Source organism: Bartonella sp. AA83SXKL (assembly GCF_042196965.1).
Classification (GTDB): Bacteria; Pseudomonadota; Alphaproteobacteria; order Rhizobiales; family Rhizobiaceae; genus Bartonella.
In genome coordinates this window covers 1-26,035 of the sequence record NZ_JBHIRG010000007.1, presented here as the reverse complement: position 1 = coordinate 26,035, position 26,035 = coordinate 1, and the positions used below count along the sequence as shown (strand labels likewise).

The following is a 26,035-nucleotide window of genomic DNA, read 5'->3' as shown; positions in this document are numbered from 1 at the left end:
CTTTCTAAAAAATTTACAGGAGCTTATTAGCTTATTATATTGAAAGTGCTATTTAATGCGGTTAAACCGTCTAATCTATTTCCTTCATTATATCAATACGTATATAATAAAAACCAAATAAATATATAATGGCTCTTTATTATAAACTTAAATTTTATTCTTATACAAAATCAATAACTTTTTGTTTTTATAGAATAATTTTATAAAAATAAGTAATAGTTCTGAAATAATAAAGATATTTTTTAAACAGAATGTTGTTCTGCCATTTCGACAAGCTGTGTCATAATATTCGCTGCTCCAACAAGCCTTTCATCCGCTGTGGACCAATTACGAATAAGAGCGATACTTTGATCTGGACGAATTTTTGCCATCGAACCTTGTTTTCCAACCCACTGAACAAGAGCAACACTATTTGCGAAATAGTTATTACGAAACTGTATAACAATCCCCTTTGGTCCTGTATCTAATTTCTCTACATGCGCTTTTCGACATAATGTTTTGATATAAAAGACTTTAAGAAGGTGTTGAACCTCAAGGGGTAAAGGACCAAAGCGATCAATTAACTCCGCTGCAAATTCATCAATTTGTTCTAAATCATCAAGTTCTGTTAAACGACGATAAAGTCCCATACGTAATGATAAGTCAGGCACGAAACTTTCTGGTATCATCACTGTTGTACCAAGTGAAATTTGAGGAGACCATTGATTATCTTCATTTAGCTCTCCATCTTTTAATTCAGCAACAGCTTCTTCAAGCATTTTTTGATAGAGTTCAAATCCAACTTCTTTGATATGCCCCGATTGCTGTTCACCTAAAAAATTTCCTGAACCGCGGATATCCATGTCATGGCTTGCCAATTGAAACCCGGCCCCTAAGGTATCAAGAGATTGTAAAACTTTAAGACGGCGATCGGCAGCAGCTGTTAAGACTTTACCAGCAGGAAATGTAAAGAGAGCATAAGCACGTTGTTTTGAACGCCCTACCCTACCACGTAACTGATAAAGGGCAGAAAGGCCAAACATCTCAGCACGATGCACAATTAGGGTATTGGCTGTTGGAATATCAAGCCCCGATTCAATAATGGTTGTTGAGAGCAGCACATCATATTGTCCATCATAAAATGCATTCATGATATCATCAAGTTGTCCAGCCGGCATTTGTCCATGAGCCACAACGAATTTCAGTTCTGGCACATGTGTTTTGAGATATTCTTCTACAAAAGCCAGATCAGAAATACGAGGACAAACATAGAAACTTTGTCCACCACGATAATATTCTCGAAGCAGGGTCTCTCGTATAACAAGTGCATCAAAGGGTGAAATAAAAGTACGAACCGCCATTCTATCAATGGGGGGTGTTGTTATCAATGAAAGTTCACGTACACCCGATAAAGCTAACCCTAAAGTGCGTGGTATGGGAGTTGCTGAAAGTGTGAGAACATGAATATCACTTTTAAGCTCTTTTAAACGCTCTTTATGTTTGACACCAAAATGTTGTTCCTCATCAATGATAAGAAGGCCTAATCGTAAAAAATTAACTGCACCACTTAATAATGCATGGGTTCCAATGACAATATCGATTGTACCATCTGAAACACCTTTTTTTACTCGTGCAAGTTCTTTCGCTTTTACAAGCCTCGAAGCATGTCCAATTTTAACCGGTAATCCTTGAAAACGTGAAATAAATGTTTTGTAATGTTGACGTGAAAGCAAAGTTGTCGGTACAACAACAGCAACCTGATATCCATTTAATGCTGCAACAAAAGCACTTCGAATGGCTACTTCAGTTTTTCCAAAACCAACATCACCGCATATCAAGCGATCCATCGGCTTTCCTGAGGCTAGATCGTCCAAAACAGCATCAATTGCATTCATTTGATCTTCCGTTTCTTCATAGGGAAAGCAAGCAACAAACTCATCAAATGGTCCAATTGGTGGAAGTAAAGCAGGCGCAGCACGAGTCATACGCTCTGCAGCTATACGGATTAATTGCCCTGCCATTTCCAATAAATGTTTTTTAAGCCGAGCTTTACGTGCTTGCCAAGCAACACCTCCTAATTTATCTAAAGTTACCTCTGTTCCTTCTGAGCCATAACGTGAGAGAAGCTCAATATTTTCAACAGGTAAAAAAAGTAAATCACCTCCAGCATATCTAATTTCAAGGCAGTCTCGTAAAATTCCAGTGGTTCTGATGGTTTTAAGACCAACAAATTGGCCAATACCGTGGTCGATATGCACAACAATATCACCAGAATTTAAAGCAGAAACTTCAGAAATAAAATTTGTATTATTCTTACGCCGCTTTGGTGATCTGATGAAGCGATCACCTAGGATATCCTGCTCTGCTATAATAGCTAAATCTTCAGCCTCAAAACCATGTTCTATCATGATAACGGCTGCTAATATATGATCTCGTGGTGTTGCTTTGACAGTTTGCAAAGATTTTACAACATCTATTTTTTTTAATCCATGCTCGTCGAGAACTTGTACTAAACGATTCAGAGATCCTTCACTCCAACACGCTAAAAGCACTTTTTTGCCCGCAGAGCGTAAAGATGCGATGTGATCAATAACACTTGAAAAAACGTTTTTTTCCTGCGCATTACGCTCTTTTACAAAATCATATCCTTGTTGAACATTGGTGTGAATAACAGTTTGTTCCAAACTTTGTGGAATATTAAAAGGCGAAAAATCAATACGCTGTGAAGATTGTTGCACACATTCTAAAACACGCTCTGGCGTTAAATAGAGAAGACTAGTGTCTATTGGATGATAAGAAGTAGAATTTTCTTTGTCATTTTCGCGCTCTTTGCGCGCGTTATAATAGTCTTCAATAAGACGATAGCGCTCAATGAAAACTTCTTCTATAAGATGCTCAAAAACAAGCGGTAGGTTGCCACAATGGTCAAAAAAAGTGTCAAGCTCTTCATAAAAAAATGGAAGCCAATGTTCCATACCAACAAAACGCCGACCTTGAGAAATTGCTTCATAAAGCATGTTATTTTTTTGTGATACACCAAATGTACGGGTATAATTGCTTTTAAAACGGCTGATGCGTTCTGGTGTAAGAACAATCTCACTCATTGCCTGTAATAAAAGTTCAGTTTTTTGGCCTGTTGTCCTTTGACTTTCTGGATCAAATACGCGGATACTTTCTAGGGTATCTCCAAAAAAATCAAGGCGTAAAGGTTCAACATCCATCGGAGAAAAGATATCAAGTATTCCTCCTCTTACAGCAAACTCACCAACATCTCGGACAACCGTAACGCGTTCAAAACCATTAGTTTCTAGAAATTGAATAAGATTTCCCATGTTATTGCGCTGGCCAACACGTGCGTGAATAAGCTGAGCTTCTATCATTTCACGAGGAGGCAACTTTTGCATAATTGCATTTGCTGTTGTTAATATAATTGCAGAATATGGATCTTTCCGTAAATTTGCTATATGTGCCAATGTTGATAGTCGACGTGCCATAACAGCAATTCCTGGTGATACGCGATCATAAGGCAAACAATCCCATGCAGGAAATTGAAGTACGGGTAAATTGGGTTCAATAAAATTTAAAACTTGTTGTAAATGCGCAATTTTTGTTCCGTCACGGACAACATAGATGAGCGGTTTATCTTGTGCAATTTCTGAACTTAATTTAGCAAGCGCAAAGGCTTCAAATCCATCAGTAACGCCATCTAAAATCATACGAACAGAATTATTTTTGGGAATAACAATTTTTTTAAATATAGGCATCGGGATTAATAAATTAAGCAAGTACGATAATTGGCAATATCACGGAAAAGTGGACTATCAACTTCAGAGGGGGGCAAAATTTCTCCAGTAATCCATGTGAGTAAATCACGATCATCAAAAGACATAATATACTCAAGCTCAGAGAGCGTTTTATCATTCATCTTAGTGATATGAGCATCAACATAATGTCCAAAAATGAGATCCATTTCACGAATACCGCGATGCCATGCACGAAAAATCAATCGACGACGACGAGCATCTAATTGATTTTTGTCAACGACAAAAACTGTCATAAAAAATCTCCTTGAATAAAGTAATATAAACTATTCAATTAGTCGTATAAAGTTTTTACCTTGCTTTAAGGAAGTTCTATAATCTTTTGTTCTTTAAGTGTAATTCGACGATGCATTTGCTTAGCCAAAGCGTAATTATGTGTTGCAATAAGAGCAGAAAGACCAGACTGACGAACAAGGATAGATAAAGCTTGAAAGACATAAGCTGAAGTTACTGGATCAAGATTTCCTGTAGGTTCATCAGCCAAAAGAACCGAAGGGCCATTTGCTACTGCACGTGCAATAGCAACACGTTGTTGTTCTCCTCCCGATAACTCTGAGGGACGATGGTTCGCACGATGAGAAACACGCAGATACGTTAATAATTTGCGCGCACGATCTTCTGCTATGGATTTTTTTAATCCTGCTATCATTTGCGGTATCATGACATTTTCTAACGCTGTAAACTCTGGAAGTAAATGATGAAATTGATAAACAAAACCAATATCATTTCGTCTTATAGCTGTTCGCTCACTATCAGAACGCTTTGCACAAGAAACACCCCGTAACATCACATCACCAGCGGTTGGTTTTTCTAATAATCCAGCAATATGAAGAAGTGTTGATTTTCCAGCACCAGATGGTGCAACAAGTGCGACAAGCTCTCCACGATTAAGAATAAAATTCGCTTTATCTAAAACAATGAGAGGCTTATGACTCTCGAAAAAGTGTCTTTCAATCTCTACAAGCTCTAAAATAGCTGTCATTATTCATACCTCAAAGCTTGTACCGGATCTAGCTTAGCAGCACGCCATGCCGGAATGAGAGCAGCAAGAAACGACAAGAATAAAGCCATCATAGCAACCAAGATGGTCTGTTTCCACTCAATTTGTGCAGGCAATTTTGTTAAAAAATAAAGTTGAGGATTAAAAACGTCGACATTAAATAACCAAGATATAAAATCTTGGATATGATTAATATTCGCGGTCGCGATAACACCTAAAACTAACCCCAATATAGTTCCAATAAAACCAATCATCATTCCTGTAATGATAAATATACGCAAAATCGTACTCTGTTGAGCCCCCATCGTGCGTAAAATTGCAATATCATGACTTTTATCTTTTACAAGCATAATCAGCCCTGAAATAATATTTAAAGCAGCAACAAGAACGATCAGAGAAAGAATGAAAAACATAACATTTCGTTCAATCTGTAAGGCTGAAAAAAAAGCCTGATTGCGTGTACGCCAATCAATTAAATAGACCTGTTGATCAACAGCTTTTTCTACAACAGGTTTTATTTGATCAACAGCATCAGGATCATTTAGAAATAATTCTAAAGACTGAACCTTATCTCCCAAATTAAAAAACATTTGTGCTTCATGGAGAGGCATAAAGATAAATATTGAATCATATTCAGACATACCAACTTCAAAAATAGCAACGACTTTATAAGCTTTCACACGTGGGGTAACGCCAAAAGGAGTCTCATCACCATCTGGAGTAATAATACGAATATCTCTTCCAACTGTCAGTCCTAATTTTTCTGCTAAGCCACTTCCAATTGCAACACCTTCTTCTTGATCAAACCGAGAAATCGATCCTAATTTAATATTTTGAGAGACTGTTTTAAGCTTTTCTAGATCTTGTTTGCGCATACCACGAACTAACGCGCCAGAGCCACCTTGAACTTCACCTTGAACAAGCGCTTGACCTTCAATAACAGGTAAAGCAAACTTCACACCATTTGTAGTTTCTAAAGAAGAAATAAGAGTCTTATAATCAGAAAAACCAGAATCAACTGTTTGAATAATAAGATGCCCATTCATACCAAGAATACGATTGAGAAGTTCTGTACGAAAGCCATTCATCACCGCCATAACAACAACCAGAGCAAATACGCCCAACATAATCCCAATAAGAGAAATAATTGAAATAACAGATGCAACGACATGTTTTTTATTGGGAATCATATAACGAAAAGCGATCATCCACTCATAAGATGAAAAGCATTTGTTTTTCAGCCTCTTCATAATATTTCCTATTAAATTATAGAAAGTTGGCTGAGCACATCTTCAACCTTTAGAGATTTTTTTATTCCTGTTTTTCGATCTTTAATTTCAACTTCATTTTGTGCAATGCTGTTAGGACCAACAATGATTTGCGTTGGCAAACCAATCAAATCCATTGTTGCAAATTTTGATCCAGGACGTTCATTTCTATCATCTAATAACGGATCAAAACCAACCTTCTTTAATCCCTGATAGAGAAACTCACATACCTGTGTGCATTTTTCATCATCGGGCTTCATATTGATAATCCCAAAATCAAACGGTGCCATCGACTTTGGCCAAATAATACCATTTTCATCATGAGAAGCCTCAATAGCGGCCGCAACAAGACGCGAAGGCCCAATACCATAAGATCCCATAGAGACCACATGCTCTTTTCCATCTTGTCCCATAACTTTTGCTCCCATTGGAGCGGAATATTTAGTACCAAAGTGGAAAATATGCCCTACTTCAATACCACGCGCTGAAAGACGATTATGATCAGAAACTTTAGCCCACTCCTCTTCATTATGCATTTCTTCCGTTGCTGCATAAAAAGATGTCCATTGCTTAACAATATCATCTAAAACAGCTTTATCACTAAAATCGATTGAACTATCTGGAACGGTAAGTTCAAGAAATTGTTTATCACAGAAGATAGCACTCTCTCCTGTTTCAGCCAAAATGATAAATTCATGACTGAGTTCCCCCCCTATTGGACCTGTATCTGCACGCATAGGAATTGCTTTTAAGCCAAGGCGAGAAAAAGTGCGTAAATAAGCAACAAACATACGATTATAAGATGTTTCAGAGCCTTCATAATCAAGATCAAAAGAATAAGCATCTTTCATTAAAAATTCTCGTGCTCGCATCACACCAAAACGTGGACGAATTTCATCACGAAATTTCCATTGAATATGATATAAATTAAGCGGAAGATCTTTATAAGAACGAACATAAGAGCGAAAAATATCTGTTACCATCTCTTCATTGGTTGGACCATAAAGTAAACCACGCTTTTGACGATCTTTAATGCGGAGCATTTCCAAACCATAATCATCATAACGACCGCTTTCACGCCAAAGATCAGCAGACTGAATTGTAGGCATCAATATTTCTATTGCACCCGCACGTTCTTGCTCTTCACGAATAATTTTACAAACTTTATCAAGCACTTTTTTTCCCAAAGGAAGCCAAGAATAAATCCCTGATGTTTGTTGTCGAATCATTCCAGCGCGCAACATGAAGCGATGAGAAACAATTTCTGCTTCTTTAGGATTCTCTTTTAAAAGTGGAAGGAAATATTGAGAAAGACGCATTGAAATAATTAACTCCTAATCAGATCTATCATATCGGACAATTTATCACACCCTCTATTCATCTATAGCCGCATTCTGAATACTTGCAAATATAACGATCTTATCATTTAAAAATTTATTGTGCTTTATTCTCTATTTTTCTTATTTAGCAATAAAATAAAAATGCTCTTCTCTTTTTAAATAACGTAATAGGAAAGTTCTTTTATTTTGACCGATGTAAAAAAACTGTACAGATAGGTTTTTTTTGCCAAATTTCATGAACAGCCGCTCTTACTGCACGTCGTGTTGCCTCTCGAATAAGTTCATTATCTTTCTGTTTCATGCGTGGGATATTATAAACTGTATTTTCTACGATATCTAAAAGAATATCTTTTAAACTTTCCCCCTTTCCATTACTTTCAGGTAACCCGAATGTTGTTAGACCTATATCCCCTAATAATTCATGCTTACTATTTATATGGAGAGAAATAGTAACATGACCAGCATAACTTAGTTTGCGGCGTTCACGAATCCCTAATTCATCTTCATCTCCAATTAGGCAACCATCCTTATAGATGCGTCCAACAGGAACTTGATCAACAACCTTCACAGGCTCTGGTGCAAGACGTAACATATGGCCATTTCTGATATCCATAACAGTTTTAATACCCGCTTGACGTGCTAAAGTTGCCTGAGCCTTAAGATGCATTGCTTCCCCATGTACAGGGACAAGTATTTGTGGCTTTATCCAATCATACATCTGTAAAAGTTCTGAACGACGGGGATGACCTGAAACATGAACAAGTGCATCTTCATTCGTAATAATTTTAATACCCAAATCAATGAAACGATTTTGTACCTCAATAATCGCTTTTTCGTTTCCTGGAATACTTCGTGATGAATAAATAACGGTATCACCAGCGGAAAGTGCAATATTTTTCATTCCATCACGTGACAGTTTAGCTAAAGCAGCACATGGCTCACCTTGGCTCCCTGTGACAATTAAAACAAGATCTTTTCGCGAGATGTAGCCATAATCATCTTCCGTTACAAATGGTGCTAAACCATTCATATAACCAAGCTCTTGTGCAACCATAATACTTCGCTTAAGGGAACGCCCAATGACAAGCACTTTACGTCCAGCAGCTTCAGCTGCAAGAGCAATAGAACGTATCCGACCAATATTAGAAGAAAAAGTTGCTATCGCAACGCGCCCTTCAGCTTTGGAAATAATCTCTGAAAGACTGGCTTGAACTTGCTGTTCTGAAGGAGAGATACCATCCCGACATGCATTTGTAGAATCACAAAGTAATGCTAAAACACCTTTTTTGCCTAAAGCACGAAATCTTTTTTCATCGGTTACAGCCCCGAGTGGAGGAGTATGATCAATTTTCCAATCACCAGTATGAATCACAGTCCCCAAAGAAGTTGTAATTGTTAAAGATACAGATTCTGGTATTGAATGGTTAACGGCTATAGCCTCTATAGCAAAGGAACCTACCTGAAAACAATCACCAGCTTGAAAAATATTGAGTAAAATTTTTTGAGATTCAAAATCTAATTGTTTTTTAGTTTCCAATAATCCTGCCGTAAAAGGCGTACAGTAAATTGGCACTTGTAACTTTGGACATAAATCAAGAACGGCCCCATAATGATCTTCATGTGCATGTGTTAAAACAAGACCCCGTATATTATGTTTTTCACTTTCTAGAAAACGAATATCAGGAAAAACAAGATCGACACCTGGTAATTCAGAACCAGCAAAACTAATCCCCATATCAACTAGCAGCCATTCACGAAGATTTTGGGGACCAAATCCGTAAGCAGCTAAATTCATCCCTATTTCACCTACACCTCCCAGAGGTAAAAAAACAAATTCACATCTATTGGCTGCAACCATAAACATCTCCCAAATCATTAAGGTATCTGATGATAAAATAATTTTTTAATAACGACCTGCATTAACAGAAGCAGCCGAACCAAAATGAACATCTCCAGCTGTTATAATGGCTGTCTGACCATTTTTTTGCTTTATGATGCAGTTAAAATCACTATCAAGACCATCAAAAACACCCTCAATGACTTTTTCATCATTCACCACTTTGACATGTTTCCCAAGATGAGCGGAATATAAAAGCCATTTTTTTCGGATTATTTCACATCCTTTTGGTTGTTTCCAAAGAAGGTAATTTTTAGAAAAACACTCCGTCAAAACCGTAAATAATTGTTCTGCATCAATACGCAAACCGATATTCTTTAAGCTTGAAGTGGAATAGGGTGCATCTTCATAATTATATTTCACATTTATTCCAATACCAATAACCAAGGCATATTGTTGTGATGACAATTTAAAAATCTCAAGCAAAACTCCAGAGCTTTTTTCTCCTCTGAGCAAAATATCGTTTGGCCATTTTAAGCTCACAATATTGTTTGTCTGCTTTTCCTCTTTTATCAATTGTTTTATTGCCTCTGCCACACTTACTCCAGCAACAAAACCAAGTTGAGCTGCAGTTTGATGAACAATATCATCAATTAATAAAAGACTAGAATAAAGGTTCCCTTTTGGACTAGACCAAGTCCTCCCTCTTCTTGCTCTTCCCTGTGATTGTTCTTGTGCAACAATCCAAAGATTACCTTGATGACCAGTTTGCGCTTTTCGTTGCGCAATGAGATTTGTTGAATCAACACTATCGTACGCTTCAATAGTGTATCCCTGTTTTTGTGCAAAATCTGATAAAGTATAAACCATATTCATTAAAACAATACTGTTGCTGCTTTTTCTGCTAGCTCAGCGAACCAAACTCCAAAAAGCGCGTAAAATAAAATAAAGAATACAGAAAGACCAAGACAAAATTGAAGCTCTTTCGATAAAGCAACAAAATGCGCTTTTGCATCATCAAACCACATAATTTTAATGACTCGCAAATAGTAAAAAGCCCCAACAACAGACGCTATCATCCCAACGACAGCAAGTGGCGTAAGTCCAGCGTGGACAGCAGCAGAAAATGTATACCACTTTCCAAAAAAACCAGCCATAGGAGGTATGCTTGCTAAAGAAAAAAGCTGTATTGTCATCACAACAGCCATAAACGGATTCGTCTTTGCTAACCCTGAAAGATCATAAATATTTTCAACATTTCCATTCTGAGAGCGCATTCCAAGAATAAAGGCAAATGAACCAATCGTCATTCCAAGATAAATAGTCATATAAAGGATAACGCTTTTTATCCCAAGCATATCTCCAGCAGATAAACCAACAAGTGCATAACCCATATGACTGATCGACGAATAAGCCATTAAGCGCTTAATATTATTCTGACCGATTGCAGCAAAAGCACCCAGTATCATTGATGCAATCGCCATGAACACCAAAATTTGTTGCCATGCAGGCATCACGTTATCAACACGCCCTAGGGGAATAAAGGTCACCACAATAATACGGATGATTAAAGCCATTGCAGCAACTTTAGGGGCACCAGCAAAAAATGCTGTAATCGGTGTGGGCGCTCCTTCATAAACATCAGGTGTCCACATATGAAACGGAACAGCAGAAATTTTGAAAGCCAAACCAGCTAAAATAAAGACAATTCCAAAAATAACCCCCAATTGTACATTTTTATCTTTTAAAGCAAGAGCAATTTCGTGAAAACCAATTTGACCGGTAAAACCATAAAGCAAAGAAATACCATAAAGAAGCAACCCTGAAGATAATGCTCCTAAAACAAAGTATTTTATACCGGCTTCAGAAGATTTTACATTATTACGATTAATCGCTGCTAAAACATATAAAGCTAAAGATTGCAGCTCTAACCCCATATAAAGCGACAGCATATTACCCGCTGAAATCATAAACATCATTCCAAGGGTTGCTAAAAGAACAAGTACTGGAAACTCAAATATATTAAACTTTTGTGCATTGGCAAAACCAACAGACATGATAAGAGAAAAGAGTGCACCAATAAGCATTAAAATTTTCATATAACGACTAAAGGAATCGATAACGAGCGCATTGGTTTGAAATGAACCATTTTTCGGAAAAATTATAAGAATAATAATGGTTGCCACAAGAAGTGCTATGGCTAAACCTGTCACTGTTAAAGAAGCACGTGTATTGGAATAAACACCAATCATAAGCAGCACGACAGCTCCTAATGCAATTAAAAGCTCTGGAAGAATTAAGACTAATTGCGCTATTATTTCAGTTTGCATGTGCATTCTTCCCTTATCTAGTGCAGTTTATTGATGAGGGTTTCTACAGAAAACGCCGTTGCCTTAAGAATAGGCGTTGGATAGATACCAAAGAATATTGTAAGAATAACCATTGGATAAAGGAGGAATTTTTCTCTTAAAGAAAGATCTATTAATACTTTTAAATTCTCTTTATCCAAGGAACCAAAAACCACACGCCGATAAAGATAAAGGGCATAGGCTGCCGATAAGATAACACCTGTTGTTGCTAAAACAACAACCAATTTATTTACTTGAAAAACACCTATTAAGGTTAAAAATTCACCCAAAAATCCTGAGCTTCCAGGTAAACCAACATTTGCCATGGTGAAAATTAAGAAAACAACAGCATATTTAGGCATATTATTCACTAAACCACCAAACGCTGAAATTTCACGTGTATGCAAGCGATCATAGATAACCCCAACACAAAGAAACAATGCTGCTGAAACAATTCCATGGGATAGCATCTGATAAATAGCCCCTTGTATCCCCTGTTCATTCGCAGCAAAAATACCCATCGTTACATATCCCATATGCGCTATTGAGGAATATGCAATAAGTTTTTTGATGTCACTTTGAACAAGTGCAACCAGTGATGTATAAATAATAGCGATAAGCGATAATGTGAAAACAAAAGGCGCAAAATCTGCTGAAGCGATAGGAAACATAGGCAAAGAAAAACGAAGAAAACCATACCCACCTAATTTAAGTAAGACACCAGCTAAAATAACAGAACCCGCTGTCGGTGCTTCTACGTGAGCATCAGGGAGCCATGTATGAACTGGCCACATTGGCATTTTAACTGCGAAAGAAGCAAAAAATGCAAGCCATAACCATATTTGCATATGAGCAGGAAACTGATAATTGAGTAAAGTTGGTATATCAAGTGTCCCAGCCTCCCAATACATAACCATAAGAGCAACCAGCATAAGCACTGAACCAAGTAGAGTATATAAGAAAAACTTTATACTTGCATAAACACGACGTTCTCCTCCCCATACACCTATAATGATAAACATTGGAATGAGGCTGCCTTCAAAAAAAACATAGAATAGCATTGCATCAAGAGCACAAAAAACACCAATAATCGCAACTTCTAGAAGAAGAAACGCAATCATATAGGCTTTTAATCTCTCTTTAACATTCTCCCAACTTGCTAAAATACAGAAAGGCAAAAGAAAAGCCGCGAGAACAACAAAAAGAATAGAAATACCATCGACCCCCATATGATAGCTAATACCACCCCCTAACCAACTGGATTTTTCAACCATTTGAAAATTTTGGTTGCTAGAATCAAATCCTATCCAAATAATTAAAGAAATAATAAAAACAAATAGAGTCGTAAAAAATGCGACATTACGTATATTATGGCGTGCTACTTCACTATCATCTTTGATAAACAAAATCAGAAGAACACCAACAAGCGGCAAAAATGTAACCGTAGAAAGAATAGGCCAATCGGTCATTAGTTTACGCCCCCGATCATCATCCATGTAATGAGCAATGCAACGCCGATAAGCATTGCAAATGCATAGTGGTAAAGATAGCCTGTTTGCATTCGAACAACTCTATTTGTAATATCAACAACACGCGCTGCAATACCATTGGGACCTAGACCATCAATAATCTTACCGTCTCCCACTTTCCAAAAAAAAGAACCAATTCTAAAGGTAGGACGAACAAATAAAAAGTTATATAATTGATCGAAATACCACTTTTGGTAAAGAAAGTGATACACTCCTGGCATAATACGCGCCATTTTCTTGGGAAGAGAGGGAGCCGCAATATAAAATAAATAAGCCAACATAAACCCAAGAATCATTGCTATAAAAGGCGACCATTTTACCCAATTAAAAACATGGTGGGCATCATGAAGAATGTGATTATGGCTGCTTGTAAACAATGCTCCCTTCCAAAAAGCATTATACAAGTCACCAAAAAAGTAAGGTTGGAAAACGACACCAGAAAATATTGCTCCAATAGATAAAAGAAAGAGTGGAATCAACATAACTGGAGGCGATTCATGAACATGATGCATCACATCAACTGTTGCCCGTGGTTTACCATGGAATGTCATAAAGATAAGTCGCCATGAATAGAAACTTGTTAAAAAAGCAGCAAAAACAAGAAGATAAAAAGCATATCCTGAAGCAATATTATGAGATGCAAAAGCAGACTCTATAATCGCATCTTTTGAGAAAAAACCTGCAGTTCCGAAAAGTGTTCCTGGAATTCCAACTCCGGTCAAGGCAATGGTCCCGACCATCATCATCCAATAGGTGACCTTTATATGTTTGCGTAACCCACCCATTTTTCGCATATCTTGTTCATCAGATACAGCATGAATCACAGAACCTGCACCAAGAAACAATAAGGCTTTAAAAAAAGCATGCGTAAAAAGATGAAAGACAGCAGCGCCATAAGCTCCAACACCTAATGCCACAAACATGTAACCAAGTTGAGAGCATGTAGAATAAGCAATAACACGCTTAATATCATTCTGCACCAACCCCACAGTTGCTGCAAAAAACGCTGTTGTTGCACCAACAATAATAATCACGGTCAAAGCAGTCGAAGAAAGTTCAAAAATTGGCGACATACGCGCAACCATAAAAACACCAGCCGTTACCATTGTAGCGGCATGAATAAGCGCTGATACAGGAGTTGGCCCTTCCATTGCATCAGGCAGCCAAGTATGTAAAAGAAATTGTGCGGATTTTCCCATCGCACCAATAAATAATAAAAAACATGTAATGGTAATTGCCGTCTGCCCATCAAATTGCCAATCTAAAAATGTCATATTTTGTATAAAGCTCTTGTCGGCAGCTTTTACAAAAATAGAGGCAAAATCAACCGATTGGAACAAAACAAAAATACTAAAGATTCCTAAGAGAAAACCAAAGTCTCCAACACGGTTAACTACAAAAGCTTTCATTGCGGCCTTATTAGCAGAATCGCGCTGAAACCAAAAACCAATGAGTAAATAAGAAGCAAGTCCGACACCTTCCCATCCAAAAAACATCTGAATTAAATTATTGGATGTGACCAACATAAGCATCATAAATGTAAACAAAGAAAGATAAGAAAAAAAACGAGACCTTGAAGGGTCATGGTGCATATAACCAATTGAATAAATATGCACCAATGCCGAAACACTGTTTACAACAATAAGCATGACAGCTGTTAATGCATCAACATGTAAAGCCCAATTAAAGCTTAAGTCACCAACAGTCATCCAATGTAATACCAATACATCAATCGCTGGAATATGACCAAGTGCAATACTGAAAAAGGCTATCCACGATAATATGGCAATAACAACCATAAAGCTACATGTTATCAATTCACTCGCACGATCTCCTATCGTTTTTCCACCTAGTGCAGCAATTAAAAAACCCAAAAGCGGAAGAAAGACAATCGTATAATACATCACTGGTTAGCCTTTCATTACATTAACATCTTCAACCGCAATGGAACCACGATTACGGAAAAAAACGACCAGAATTGCTAAACCAATGGCAGCTTCAGCAGCTGCTACAGTTAAGACAAATAAAGCGAATACCTGACCAACGAGATCATGAAGAAATGCTGAAAATGCAACAAAATTGAGATTAACTGAAAGCAATATAAGCTCAATGGACATCAAGATAATAATCACATTTTTTCTGTTGAGAAAAATTCCAGCAATACCAATTGTAAACATTAAAGCAGAAACAGTGAGATAATGTGTAATATCAATATACATCTGCATAGCCCCCCTTACATACCTTTGCCTGATTCAACTTGTTTGATTTCAATGGCACTTTCTACCGTTCTAGAAACTTGCTCCGCAATAGATTGCCGCTTTACTCCTAATTTATGACGAAGTGTTAAAACAATAGCTCCAATCATTGCAACCAATAAAATCATTCCAGCAATTTGAAAATAGAAAACATAATCCGTATAGAGAATATCACCTAATGCTTGTGTATTTGTTCGCTGCGCTAAATCTGGCATTGGTTGCGTAACATGCGTTCTCAAGACTGGAGAAAAATAGCTACTCATAAAAACAACAATCAATTCTACAGCGATAATAACACCAATAAGAGCTCCAATAGGAGCATACCGAAGAGTTCCACTCTTTAACTCAGCAAAATCAACGTCAAGCATCATAACGACAAATAAAAATAAAACAGCGACAGCTCCAACATACACAACAAGCAGAATAAGCCCTAAAAACTCTGCTCCTGCAAGTAAAAACAAAGCTGCTGCATTAAAAAATGCGAGGATTAAAAACAAAACAGAATGCACTGGATTGCGTGCTGTAATAACAATAACTGCACTTGTTAGCATAATAAAAGCAAACAAATAGAAAAATGCCGCCGCTAGATCTGTTAGCATAGGCTTCTCCTTAATTATTCAAACAATTGGTATAAACTTCATACCAGATTACAATTTATCGGAAAAATATCCGACACCTCATTTAACGATACACTTAACGATAAGGCGCATCCATCAATATATTTCGAGCAATTTCTCGCTCCCATCGATCTCCATTCAATAAAAGTTTTTCTTTATCATAATAAAGTTCTTCACGTGTTTCCGTCGCAAACTCAAAATTTGGACCTTCGACAATAGCCTCAACCGGACAGGCTTCTTGACAAAAACCACAGTAAATACATTTAACCATGTCTATATCATAACGGATAGTTCTACGTGTACCATCATTGCGCCGTGGCCCAGCTTCAATTGTAATCGCTTGAGCAGGACAAATCGCTTCACATAATTTACAAGCAATACACCGTTCTTCACCATTTGGATAGCGACGCAATGCATGCTCACCGCGAAAACGCTGAGATACAAAACCTTTTTCATAAGGATAATTAATCGTGGGTTTTGGTGAAAAAAATTGACGCATAGCTAAGAAAAAAGCACTCACAAATTCCAATAGAAGAAGTGACTTTGCAGCCTGAATAAAACCTGACATCGTAACATCTCCTCTTAAACGAAATCCGTAAACTTTAAAAAAGCAGCAGTTATCACAACCATTGCTAGTGAGAGAGGAAGAAAAACCTTCCAACCAAGCCGCATAAGCTGATCATAGCGATAACGTGGAACAAATGCTTTGACCATAGCAAACCAAAAAAATACAAAACAGACTTTTAAAACAAACCAAATGATACCAGGAACCCAATTAAGCCACCAAACATCTAAAGGAGGCAGCCAACCGCCTAAAAATAGAATAGTTGTTAATGCGCACATTAAAACAATCGCAACATATTCACCAAGAAAAAAGAGCATGTAAGGCGTTGAAGAATATTCAACCATATGACCAGCAACAAGTTCAGATTCTGCTTCCACCAAATCGAATGGAGGACGGTTTGTCTCTGCGAGCGCAGAAATAAAAAATATAATAAACATTGGAAAAAGGACCAACCAATTCCAATCGAGAAAGCTGTTAAAAGGAAAACCAAGAGTTGTACCAATTCCAGAACTTTGTTTATGAACAATTGTTGTGAGATCCAACGAACCACTTATTAAAATGACAGTCACAAGCACAAAACCAATGGAAACTTCATAAGAAACCATTTGTGCCGCCGAACGAAGAGCTCCTAAGAAAGGATATTTTGAATTTGATGCCCATCCTCCCATAATAACACCATAAACTTCAAGAGATGAAATGGCTAAAATATAAAGCAAGCCAACATTAATCTTTGCAACCTCCCAACCCTCATTGACAGGAATAACAGCCCAAGTTGATAAAGCAAGTGTCGCTGAAACAAAAGGAGCTAAAAGAAAAACACCCTTATTTGCACCTGCAGGGATAATAGGCTCCTTAACAACAAATTTAATTAAATCTGCAAAAGACTGTAACAAACCCCATGGTCCAACAACGTTTGGTCCACGACGCAATTGTACCGCTGCCCAAATTTTTCTATCTGCATAAAGAAGATAAGCAACTAAGACCAAAAGAACGACCAAAAGAAGAAGTGTTTTTCCGATTATAATGAGTAATGGCAACAGCCAAGTCATAAAGAAATCATACATCATTATTCCTTTTCCTTTGCCCTTACTTTACTGTTTGTGTAGCATGGTTTTTTGCAAGAGATGAACATTCAGCCATAACAGCAGAAGCACGTGCTATCGGATTTGTTAAATAAAAATCTTTAACCATAGAAGTAAATTCTTGACTCTCGAGAGAAACCATTTTTGAACCAAGCGCCTTAAGACCACTTATATCAGAAGGCACTATATCATCAACAGCACAAAGGTGTGGATAATCGTTAAACAAGCATTTCCTTAATTGAGAGAGAGAATCAAAAGGGAGCTTTTGTCCTAAAATATCCGATAAAGCACGCAAAATAGCCCAATCTTCTTTTGCTTCACCTGGAGCAAAACCAGCCCGATTTGTCATTTGAACACGTCCTTCTGTATTCACATAAAGCCCTGATTTTTCAGTGTAAGCAGATGCAGGCAAAATAACGTCAGCAGCATGTGCACCATTATCACCATGGCTCCCAATATAAACTGTAAAAGCTTTTGTATTGGCTAATTCTACTTCATCAGCACCAAGCAAAAATAGAACTTCACAGGTTTTAAGTATATTTGCAACCCCAAGCTTAGAAGTAAAGCCTATGTCCAACCCTCCAACAATCGATGCTGCATTATGAAGAACCCCAAACCCATTCCATGTCTCACTAAGAGCACCAATATTATCAGCTAATTTAGCAAGACTTTTTAAAACAGATAAACCTTCATTTCCTGAAACCGCTCCCTCTCCGATAAGAATAAGGGGCCTCTTCGCTTCTTTTAAGACATTAAAAAAAACATCCTCTCCACGAATAAGTGTCGTTAATGTATCACTCCCAGATCCAAGGTAAGAATAAGGATAACGTAAATCGACTTTCTCTCCAATTAATGCAATAGGAAAATTGCCCATCCGTTGGCGCTTTAAAATACGCGCATTTAAAACAGCTGCTTCATGACGTGGATTAGATCCCACAATAAGCAGTGCATCAGCCTGTTCAATACCTACAATTGTAGGATTAAAAATATAACTCGAGCGCCCAAACTCTGGCGATAAAGCCCCCCCTCTTTGACGACAATCAAAAAGCGTTGAGCCCAAAGAGCTCAATAATGCTTTAAGGGCATACATTTCTTCAACAGAAGCAAGATCCCCCGCAATGGCTCCAATTTTTTCTGGAAAAATTTTAGAGATTACCGTTTTGATTTTTGCAAAAGCTTCTGTCCAACTGACAGGTTGAAGCTTTCCATCTTTGCGTACATATGGCTTATCAAGCCGCTGAGTCCGTAATCCATCCCAAATAAAACGCGTTTTATCAGAGATCCATTCCTCATTTACATCTTCATTTGTACGCGGCATAATCCGCATAACTTCACGGCCGCGGCTATCAATACGGATAGCACTACCAAGCGCATCCATCACATCAATCGATTCCGTTTTTACCAATTCCCATGGACGGGCATGAAACGCATAAGGTTTTGAAGTTAAAGCTCCCACTGGACAAAGATCAATAACATTTCCCTGTAATTCAGATGTCATAGCTTTTTCAAGATACGTCGTAATTTCAGCATCTTCACCACGACCAATCAAACCAAGCTCAGAAATACCTGCAACTTCCGTTGTAAAACGAACACACCGTGTACAATGAATACATCGTGTCATAACAGTTTTGACAAGAGGTCCAATATATTTATCTTCTACAGCACGTTTATTTTCTGTATAACGAGAACAATCTCGTCCATAAAGCATTGCTTGATCTTGAAGATCACACTCTCCCCCTTGATCACACACTGGACAATCCAAAGGATGATTAATGAGAAGAAATTCCATAACACCTTCACGTGCTTTTTTTACCATCGCCGTATTGGTAAAAATCTCAGGTACCTCACCGTTAGTCCCTAATCGTAAATCACGAACCCCCATAGCACAAGAAGCCTGAGGTTTTGGAGGACCACCCTTAACCTCAACTAAACACATACGACAATTTCCAGCAATTGACAAAGATTCATGAAAACAAAAACGTGGAATTTCTACCCCAGCCGCCTCAGCAGCCTGAAGCAACGTGTAGTAATCAGGAACTTCAATCTCTTTGCCATCAACTTTGATATTTATCATCACCCATCCAACCTGCGGATAACCCACTTAAAATTTGCATTCGGTTGCTCTTAAAACAAAATCCTTTATTAAACCGCTTCTAAAGCAATATTTTTGCTTTGGACTACATTTCGCGTGTATTCATCAATTCTACGCTCAATTTCCGGACGAAAATTACGTATCAACCCCTGTACAGGCCATGCGGCAGCATCACCAAGCGCACAAATAGTGTGTCCTTCAACCTGTTTAGACACTTCAAACAAAAGATCAATCTCGCGTTTTTGCGCTCTTCCCTCAACCATACGCCCTAAAAGACGCATCATCCATCCCGTCCCCTCACGACACGGTGTACACTGACCACAACTCTCGTGCTTGAAAAAAGCAGCTATACGCCAAATTGCCTTGATAATATCGGTTGATTTATCCATAACAATCATTCCCCCTGTGCCAAAAGAAGACCCGACATCTCGCATCCCATCAAAATCCATGATCGCATCGATCATATCCTCACCACGAACGACTGGACAAGAAGCCCCCCCTGGAATAACTGCTAAAAGATTATTCCATCCACCACGAACACCACTCGTATGTTTTTCAATTAATTCACGGAATGAAACACCAAGAGCGTCTTCAAATGTACAAGGTGCATTAACATGCCCTGAAACCATAAATAATTTCGTTCCAACATTATTTGCTCGTCCGATTGATGAAAACCACGAAGCCCCCCGCCGCAAAATCGTTGGAACAACGGCAATAGACTCTACATTATTTACTGTTGTTGGACAGCCATAAATCCCCATATTGGCAGGAAATGGCGGTTTAAGCCGAGGTTGTCCCTTTTTCCCCTCAAGACTTTCAAGAAGAGCCGTTTCTTCACCACAAATATAAGCACCAGCTCCATGATGAATAACAATATCACAAGCATGCCCATATTTCGTTTTTTTACCAAGTAAACCCGCATCATAGCATTCATCAACGGCAGCTTGAAGCGCTTCACGTTCACGAATATATTCACCACGAATATAAATAAAAGCAACATTGGCTCCCATAGCAAAAGTAGCGATTGCACATCCTTCAATCAAAGTATGGGGGTCATGACGTAAAATATCACGGTCTTTACAAGTTCCAGGTTCAGATTCATCGGCATTGACAACCAAATAATGAGGACGCCCATCACTCTGCTTTGGCATAAAGGACCACTTCATTCCAGTAGGAAAACCAGCACCACCACGACCGCGTAAACCCGATGCCTTCACTTCATCAATGATCCAATCACGACCTTTGTCAATCATTTCTTTCAGACCATTCCAATGCCCACGCAACATCGCAGCCTTTAATGATTTGTCTTTTAAACCATAAATATTGGTGAAGATACGATCTTTATCAGCTAGCATACCCCACCTTTTTTTCTATTACCCATAGCATTTTCCGCTTTTCCTCAAATGCAATTTTTAAATATCTTTTCAAGACTTCTTACTTTTCGTTAAATGTTGCCATCATGGGTAGAATAATAAAATATTTTCTCAAGAAAAATACTTAATTATGTTCCCCATTCTTTCCTTATCCTTTTTTGGTGAAGACTTGAGAGATCTTTTTTTCTTTCTCATCATCAATAAGAGAAGTTAAACCACTAATCGGTTCCGACGATTTACGACTATTTTGCGGACCAACCGCTATCTCAGAACCCTTCCCTGCTTCAAATGCATCAATAATTTCTTCAAGGCGTTCAGCTGTAAGATCTTCATAAGTATCTTTAAAAATCATAACCATCGGAGCATTCACACAAGCACCAAGACACTCTACTTCTTCCCATGATAAGGTTCCATCCTGATTGGTCGCAAAAGGTTCATGATGAATTTTTTTCTGACAAACTTTAATCAATTCATCAGAACCACGTAACATACAAGGCGTTGTACCACAAACTTGAATATGCGCTTTTGTTCCAACAGGCTTAAGCTGAAACTGAGTATAAAAAGTCGCAACTTCTAAGACACGGATATAAGCCATGGAAAGAATCTGAGCAATATGCTCAATTGCAGCACGTGTCACCCAACCATCTTGCTCTTGAGCACGCATTAATAATGGAATTACAGCAGACTGCTGACGCCCTGCAGGATATTTTTTTATGGTATTTTTTACCCATATCTGATTTTCTTTTGTAAAAGAAAACTCCGCAGGCTGATAAACATCATCTGCAAGACGGCGTACGGACATTAGCGATCAACCTCCCCAAAAACAATATCAATCGAACCCAAAATAGCTGTAGCATCTGCTAACATATGACCTCTGGTTAAAAAATCCATAGCTTGGAGATGAGCAAACCCAGGAGCACGCAACTTGACACGATAAGGCTTATTGGTTCCATCAGAAACAAGATAAACACCAAACTCACCCTTCGGAGCTTCCACAGCAACATATACTTCTCCAGGAGGTGTATGAAAACCTTCCGTATAGAGTTTAAAGTGATGAATCAGTGCTTCCATCGAGCTTTTCATTTCACTCCGCGTCGGTGGTACAATTTTGCGATCCAAGCTCGAAACCGGTCCATTTTTTTCAGTACTCAGTAAACGCTCCACACATTGGCGCATAATTTTCGCTGATTGACGCATTTCTTCCATACGAATAAGATAGCGATCATAACAATCGCTATTTTTACCTATAGGAATATCGAATTCCATTTCATCGTAACATTCATAAGGCTGACTTTTACGCAAATCCCATGGAACACCAGCTCCACGAATCATAACCCCAGAAAAACCGCGTGCCCAAGCTTCATCAATACTTACAACGCCAATATCCACATTACGCTGCTTAAAAATCCGATTTGGGGTCACAAGCGCATCAAGTTTTCCGAGAGAAACAAGAAATGGATCAATAAAATCACCAATATCCTCAACTAAAGATTCTGGTAAATCTTGATGCACGCCACCAGGACGAAAATAATTTGCATGAAGACGAGCACCACAGGCACGCTCATAAAAAATCATCAATCTTTCACGTTGCTCAAATCCCCAAAGCGGTGGTGTTAAAGCACCAACATCCATTGCCTGTGTCGTTACATTAAGCAAATGATTAAGAATACGCCCAATTTCAGAAAACAAAACACGTATTAATTGCCCTCTTTTAGGAACTTTTATATCTAATAACTTTTCAATAGCAAGAACAAAAGCATGTTCCTGATTCATAGGAGCAACATAATCCAAACGATCTAGATAAGGACCAGCTTGGAGATAAGTCTTTGTTTCCATTAATTTTTCAGTACCGCGATGCAACAACCCAATATGTGGATCTACACGCTCAACAACTTCACCGTCCAGCTCCAGAACCATGCGCAAAACCCCATGCGCGGCAGGGTGTTGCGGACCAAAATTGATATTAAAGTTTCGAACATTGACCTCAGCCACAATCAACCCCTTGCTTTTTAAAAAACTTCATATCAAATATCAAAAAATCTATCACGCTAAAAAATATTTAATTATTTAAGAAATACAGTACTCTAATATAATGCCTTATCAAAACCAATATTATTTTTTTTCATCTGCTTTCCCATCACATGGCAAAGTATACTGTCCTCCTTCCCAAGGAGAAAGAAAATCAAAATTACGCATCTCTTGGCGCAAAACAACAGGCTCATAAACCACCCTCTTTGCTTCATTATCATAACGGCATTCAACAAATCCTGTCACAGGAAAGTCTTTGCGTAAAGGATATCCTTCAAACCCATAATCTGTTAAAATCCGTCTCAAATCCGGATGTCCTGAAAATAAAATCCCATACATATCATACGTTTCACGTTCATACCACTCTGCGCCAGGATAAACCGTGCAAGCTGAAGCAACAGGAGTATTTTCATCTGTACGAACTTTTATACGTAAGCGTAAATTCTCACGAGGAGATAACAATTGGTAAGAAACATCAAAGCGCTTATCGCGAGAAGGATAATCCACACCACTAATGTCTGTAAGATTAATAAATTGACAGCGAGAATCATCACGAACAAACATTAAAACATCGATAATTGCATCAAGACGTGCCACAATGGTCAATTCACCAAAAGCAAGAACAGTCTCTTCAAGCTTATTTTTTAATTTGTTTTCCAAATAAGCAGCAAGCTCAACCAATGTTTCATCCACCATGACAAGAAAACTCTCTATCGCTCTATGGATCCGGTACGACGGATTTTTTTCTGTAGCAACAATATGCCGTATAATAATGCCTCTGCTGTAGGTGGACACCCTGGGACATATATATCGACAGGCACGATACGATCACATCCCCGCACTACTGAATAGGAATAATGATAATATCCCCCACCGTTTGCACATGATCCCATAGAAATCACATAACGTGGCTCTGGCATCTGATCGTACACTTTTCTTAAAGCAGGAGCCATCTTATTTGTTAGAGTACCTGCCACCACCATCACATCTGACTGGCGGGGTGAAGCTCGTGGTGCATATCCAAAACGCTCATTATCATAATGAGGCATTGAACATTGCATCATTTCGATAGCACAACAAGCCAAACCAAAACTCATCCACATTAAAGAACCGGTACGTGCCCAAGTAATCAAAGCATCTGCCGAGGTAACTAAAAAACCCTTATCTGACAATTCAGCATTGATATCACGAAAAAACTCATCGTCAGATCCTATCAGCCCACCAGTATTTGGATCAATGATTCCTTTTGGTTTTGGAGCCTCAATCGTTGAATTATTAGATCTTAATTCCATTCAAGGGCTCCTTTTTTCCATTCATATATAAATCCAATAGTCAAAATCGCTAAAAACACAATCATCGACCAAAAGCCAAACATACCTATTGATTCGAATGAAACAGCCCAAGGAAAAAGAAATGCAACTTCAAGATCAAAAATAATAAATAAAATTGATACCAAATAGAAACGAATATCAAACTTCATGCGTGCATCACTAAATGAATTAAACCCACATTCATAAGCCGATAATTTTTCAGGATCGGGGGAACGATATGCTACAATATAAGGTGTAATCAACAAAACTCCAGCAATAACCGCTGACACAATAATGAAAATTAAGACTGGCAAATAAGAGCTCAATAAATAAGCCATAACCCTCTTCCATCGTAACGAAATGCCTGAGTTTAACACAATGATTCAATATTGCGTGACCAAACAGACAAATTTAACAATCGCTCTATTAACTCTATTCATACTGCTTCAAAGGCATACAGAGCGATACTTTTCTTATCGGCATAGGTAACGCAGAGCAAAGAAAGACGCAAGCCCTATTCTTATAAACCATATAAAAAGAAAGAAAATATTTATTCCCCAATCAAACACTCCACCACATTACTCATAGCATATGGATATTTTAAAAAGGAAATTTTATAAGGAATCACGAAATGGCGCGAGTGACGGGGCTCGAACCCGCGACCTCCGGCGTGACAGGCCAGCACTCTAACCAACTGAGCTACACCCGCGCATTTTTTTCGAACCAATTTAATTGGGTACAAGCGGTCGTGTAAGGGGTTCATGCGTTTATGTCAAGAAGGATTATGCATTTTTAAAAAAAATTATCAAATCCTATCTTTATTCTTGCGTTTAGAAAAATTTTTCCTTAAAGAGTTTCCATTCAATTGCTGATCATTGCATTGGGCGATTAGCTCAGCTGGTAGAGCGCCTCGTTTACACCGAGGATGTCGGGAGTTCGAGTCTCTCATCGCCCACCATATAGCTTTATATTCCTATTAAGCTGTTGATTCTTCATATGTTTTTTTAAGTGAGGGACGCGTAAATAAAAGTTAGGGAATAGGATTTTCTAACATTTGTCTACAACAGTAGCATTTTCTTTTCTTTGCGCTTCGCTAATCATCTCTAATAATGTTTTGAATGCTTCTAAATCCTCTTGTGAAAAATCTTTTAAAGTTCTAAAAAACATGCCAACAGCTTCACCTCTCAACGGATCAGAAGTCTTGATTGTAAAACTTTTGCGACAAGCATCCGATTCTCTTCTCAAAATTTCTGCTACCTCTTGATCTAAAGCATAGAGTTCAATTATCTTTTCCTCCAGTCCTACAGGAACAGATTTTTTGCCAATCTCGACAGAAGATAAAAATGCTACAGATATGTCTAATTTCTTAGCCATATCTAAGAGGCGTTCGGAGTGATCAATGCGAAGTTTCCGTAAAATTTTACCAAAAGATGTAACCATATAAAAAGTCCTATTAGAGAAGAAATATTTCTTCTGATTCTAACAAATCTTTTTATGATTTTCTTCAATTATTACGAATCAAGAGTTCTTTTCGGGGTGGTTTTTTAGCAAAACCAGAGGTCCAAAGGGTCTCTAATTCTAAAAAGTCAAA

General features: G+C 38.0%; 21 protein-coding genes, 2 tRNA genes and 1 pseudogene. 1 reads left to right on the top strand and 23 read right to left on the bottom strand.

The genetic code is table 11. The annotated features are described in order from the left end of the window. Positions 1-242 precede the first annotated feature (242 nt). The 22 genes and pseudogenes from mfd to ACFINO_RS04825 form a co-directional block, all read right to left on the bottom strand. Positions 243-3,743, bottom strand: a complete 3,501-nt coding sequence (gene mfd, locus ACFINO_RS04930) for a transcription-repair coupling factor (RefSeq protein ID WP_375655163.1) — start codon at positions 3,741-3,743, stop codon at positions 243-245. Positions 3,744-3,748: 5 nt separating this feature from the next. Further along, complete coding sequence (locus ACFINO_RS04925) at positions 3,749-4,036, bottom strand: succinate dehydrogenase assembly factor 2 (protein WP_375655162.1); 288 nt, start codon at positions 4,034-4,036, stop codon at positions 3,749-3,751. Positions 4,037-4,101: 65 nt separating this feature from the next. Then, positions 4,102-4,782, bottom strand: a complete 681-nt coding sequence (locus ACFINO_RS04920) for an ABC transporter ATP-binding protein (protein WP_273791269.1) — start codon at positions 4,780-4,782, stop codon at positions 4,102-4,104. Next, positions 4,782-6,050, bottom strand: a complete 1,269-nt coding sequence (locus tag ACFINO_RS04915; protein ID WP_375618168.1) for a lipoprotein-releasing ABC transporter permease subunit — start codon at positions 6,048-6,050, stop codon at positions 4,782-4,784. Before ACFINO_RS04915 ends, ACFINO_RS04920 begins: the two co-directional genes overlap by 1 nt. Positions 6,051-6,061: 11 nt before the next feature. Further along, on the bottom strand, positions 6,062-7,387 hold the full coding sequence (gene proS, locus ACFINO_RS04910) for a proline--tRNA ligase (protein ID WP_375655161.1): 1,326 nt from the start codon (positions 7,385-7,387) through the stop codon (positions 6,062-6,064). 202 nt (positions 7,388-7,589) lie between these two features. Continuing rightward, positions 7,590-9,266 carry a ribonuclease J gene (locus ACFINO_RS04905; protein WP_375618170.1) on the bottom strand — a complete coding sequence of 559 codons (1,677 nt, stop codon included), beginning with the start codon at positions 9,264-9,266 and terminating at the stop codon, positions 7,590-7,592. A 45-nt stretch (positions 9,267-9,311) separates the two neighbouring features. Further along, positions 9,312-10,121 carry a biotin--[acetyl-CoA-carboxylase] ligase gene (locus ACFINO_RS04900; protein ID WP_375655160.1) on the bottom strand — a complete coding sequence of 270 codons (810 nt, stop codon included), beginning with the start codon at positions 10,119-10,121 and terminating at the stop codon, positions 9,312-9,314. After that, positions 10,121-11,575, bottom strand: a complete 1,455-nt coding sequence (gene nuoN / locus ACFINO_RS04895) for an NADH-quinone oxidoreductase subunit NuoN (protein WP_375643139.1) — start codon at positions 11,573-11,575, stop codon at positions 10,121-10,123. Before nuoN ends, ACFINO_RS04900 begins: the two co-directional genes overlap by 1 nt. Before the next feature lie 17 nt (positions 11,576-11,592). Continuing rightward, a complete protein-coding gene (locus ACFINO_RS04890; protein WP_375655159.1) occupies positions 11,593-13,062 on the bottom strand; it encodes an NADH-quinone oxidoreductase subunit M in 1,470 nt (489 codons plus the stop codon). Next, positions 13,062-15,026, bottom strand: a complete 1,965-nt coding sequence (nuoL, locus tag ACFINO_RS04885; protein ID WP_375655199.1) for an NADH-quinone oxidoreductase subunit L — start codon at positions 15,024-15,026, stop codon at positions 13,062-13,064. The genes ACFINO_RS04890 and nuoL overlap by 1 nt, the downstream gene beginning before the upstream one ends. Positions 15,027-15,032: 6 nt before the next feature. Beyond that, positions 15,033-15,341: an NADH-quinone oxidoreductase subunit NuoK gene (gene nuoK, locus ACFINO_RS04880; protein WP_273791275.1), complete on the bottom strand. Its 309-nt coding sequence runs from the start codon at positions 15,339-15,341 to the stop codon at positions 15,033-15,035. 14 nt (positions 15,342-15,355) lie between these two features. Next, positions 15,356-15,976 (bottom strand): NADH-quinone oxidoreductase subunit J, encoded by a 621-nt coding sequence (locus ACFINO_RS04875; RefSeq protein WP_375611880.1) that lies wholly within the window; start codon positions 15,974-15,976, stop codon positions 15,356-15,358. Positions 15,977-16,070: 94 nt separating this feature from the next. Further along, positions 16,071-16,562 (bottom strand): NADH-quinone oxidoreductase subunit NuoI, encoded by a 492-nt coding sequence (gene nuoI, locus ACFINO_RS04870; RefSeq protein ID WP_375634047.1) that lies wholly within the window; start codon positions 16,560-16,562, stop codon positions 16,071-16,073. 14 nt (positions 16,563-16,576) lie between these two features. Beyond that, entirely contained in the window at positions 16,577-17,623 is a 1,047-nt protein-coding gene (gene nuoH / locus ACFINO_RS04865; RefSeq protein ID WP_375655198.1) for an NADH-quinone oxidoreductase subunit NuoH, read from the bottom strand. Between the two features lie 22 nt (positions 17,624-17,645). After that, positions 17,646-19,715: an NADH-quinone oxidoreductase subunit NuoG gene (gene nuoG / locus ACFINO_RS04860; protein ID WP_375655197.1), complete on the bottom strand. Its 2,070-nt coding sequence runs from the start codon at positions 19,713-19,715 to the stop codon at positions 17,646-17,648. A 68-nt stretch (positions 19,716-19,783) separates the two neighbouring features. Continuing rightward, positions 19,784-21,088, bottom strand: a complete 1,305-nt coding sequence (nuoF, locus tag ACFINO_RS04855) for an NADH-quinone oxidoreductase subunit NuoF (RefSeq protein ID WP_375634679.1) — start codon at positions 21,086-21,088, stop codon at positions 19,784-19,786. Positions 21,089-21,217: 129 nt separating this feature from the next. After that, positions 21,218-21,908, bottom strand: a pseudogene (nuoE, locus tag ACFINO_RS04850) (NADH-quinone oxidoreductase subunit NuoE). Then, entirely contained in the window at positions 21,908-23,098 is a 1,191-nt protein-coding gene (locus ACFINO_RS04845) for an NADH-quinone oxidoreductase subunit D (RefSeq protein ID WP_375613457.1), read from the bottom strand. Before ACFINO_RS04845 ends, nuoE begins: the two are co-directional and overlap by 1 nt. A gap of 120 nt (positions 23,099-23,218) precedes the next feature. Further along, positions 23,219-23,830, bottom strand: coding sequence for an NADH-quinone oxidoreductase subunit C (locus ACFINO_RS04840; protein ID WP_375643143.1), 612 nt, complete (start codon positions 23,828-23,830; stop codon positions 23,219-23,221). A gap of 14 nt (positions 23,831-23,844) precedes the next feature. After that, the gene (locus tag ACFINO_RS04835) at positions 23,845-24,426 is read right to left on the bottom strand and encodes a NuoB/complex I 20 kDa subunit family protein (protein ID WP_375634040.1); all 582 of its coding nucleotides are present in this window, start codon (positions 24,424-24,426) and stop codon (positions 23,845-23,847) included. Next, on the bottom strand, positions 24,417-24,782 hold the full coding sequence (locus ACFINO_RS04830; protein WP_005773599.1) for an NADH-quinone oxidoreductase subunit A: 366 nt from the start codon (positions 24,780-24,782) through the stop codon (positions 24,417-24,419). The genes ACFINO_RS04835 and ACFINO_RS04830 overlap by 10 nt, the downstream gene beginning before the upstream one ends. Positions 24,783-25,076: 294 nt before the next feature. Then, a tRNA-Asp gene (locus tag ACFINO_RS04825) sits at positions 25,077-25,153 on the bottom strand. A 173-nt stretch (positions 25,154-25,326) separates the two neighbouring features. Between ACFINO_RS04825 and ACFINO_RS04820 the strand changes: the two genes are divergently transcribed. Then, positions 25,327-25,402 (top strand) — tRNA-Val (locus ACFINO_RS04820). Positions 25,403-25,491: 89 nt separating this feature from the next. Here ACFINO_RS04820 and ACFINO_RS04815 read toward each other — a convergent pair. After that, positions 25,492-25,884, bottom strand: a complete 393-nt coding sequence (locus ACFINO_RS04815; protein ID WP_375655158.1) for a helix-turn-helix domain-containing protein — start codon at positions 25,882-25,884, stop codon at positions 25,492-25,494. Positions 25,885-26,035: the final 151 nt, after the last annotated feature.

Excerpts from the sequence above, each read along its gene's own strand:
- mfd (WP_375655163.1), bottom strand. The coding sequence starts at position 3,743 with ATGCCTATATTTAAAAAAATTGTTATTCCCAAAAATAATTCTGTTCGT.
- ACFINO_RS04925 (WP_375655162.1), bottom strand. The coding sequence starts at position 4,036 with ATGACAGTTTTTGTCGTTGACAAAAATCAATTAGATGCTCGTCGTCGT.
- ACFINO_RS04920 (WP_273791269.1), bottom strand. The coding sequence starts at position 4,782 with ATGACAGCTATTTTAGAGCTTGTAGAGATTGAAAGACACTTTTTCGAG.
- ACFINO_RS04915 (WP_375618168.1), bottom strand. The coding sequence starts at position 6,050 with ATGAAGAGGCTGAAAAACAAATGCTTTTCATCTTATGAGTGGATGATC.
- proS (WP_375655161.1), bottom strand. The coding sequence starts at position 7,387 with ATGCGTCTTTCTCAATATTTCCTTCCACTTTTAAAAGAGAATCCTAAA.
- ACFINO_RS04905 (WP_375618170.1), bottom strand. The coding sequence starts at position 9,266 with ATGGTTGCAGCCAATAGATGTGAATTTGTTTTTTTACCTCTGGGAGGT.
- ACFINO_RS04900 (WP_375655160.1), bottom strand. The coding sequence starts at position 10,121 with ATGAATATGGTTTATACTTTATCAGATTTTGCACAAAAACAGGGATAC.
- nuoN (WP_375643139.1), bottom strand. The coding sequence starts at position 11,575 with ATGCAAACTGAAATAATAGCGCAATTAGTCTTAATTCTTCCAGAGCTT.
- ACFINO_RS04890 (WP_375655159.1), bottom strand. The coding sequence starts at position 13,062 with ATGACCGATTGGCCTATTCTTTCTACGGTTACATTTTTGCCGCTTGTT.
- nuoL (WP_375655199.1), bottom strand. The coding sequence starts at position 15,026 with ATGTATTATACGATTGTCTTTCTTCCGCTTTTGGGTTTTTTAATTGCT.
- nuoK (WP_273791275.1), bottom strand. The coding sequence starts at position 15,341 with ATGTATATTGATATTACACATTATCTCACTGTTTCTGCTTTAATGTTT.
- ACFINO_RS04875 (WP_375611880.1), bottom strand. The coding sequence starts at position 15,976 with ATGCTAACAGATCTAGCGGCGGCATTTTTCTATTTGTTTGCTTTTATT.
- nuoI (WP_375634047.1), bottom strand. The coding sequence starts at position 16,562 with ATGTCAGGTTTTATTCAGGCTGCAAAGTCACTTCTTCTATTGGAATTT.
- nuoH (WP_375655198.1), bottom strand. The coding sequence starts at position 17,623 with ATGTATGATTTCTTTATGACTTGGCTGTTGCCATTACTCATTATAATC.
- nuoG (WP_375655197.1), bottom strand. The coding sequence starts at position 19,715 with ATGATAAATATCAAAGTTGATGGCAAAGAGATTGAAGTTCCTGATTAC.
- nuoF (WP_375634679.1), bottom strand. The coding sequence starts at position 21,088 with ATGCTAGCTGATAAAGATCGTATCTTCACCAATATTTATGGTTTAAAA.
- ACFINO_RS04840 (WP_375643143.1), bottom strand. The coding sequence starts at position 23,830 with ATGGTGGATGAAACATTGGTTGAGCTTGCTGCTTATTTGGAAAACAAA.
- ACFINO_RS04835 (WP_375634040.1), bottom strand. The coding sequence starts at position 24,426 with ATGGAATTAAGATCTAATAATTCAACGATTGAGGCTCCAAAACCAAAA.
- ACFINO_RS04830 (WP_005773599.1), bottom strand. The coding sequence starts at position 24,782 with ATGGCTTATTTATTGAGCTCTTATTTGCCAGTCTTAATTTTCATTATT.
- ACFINO_RS04815 (WP_375655158.1), bottom strand. The coding sequence starts at position 25,884 with ATGGTTACATCTTTTGGTAAAATTTTACGGAAACTTCGCATTGATCAC.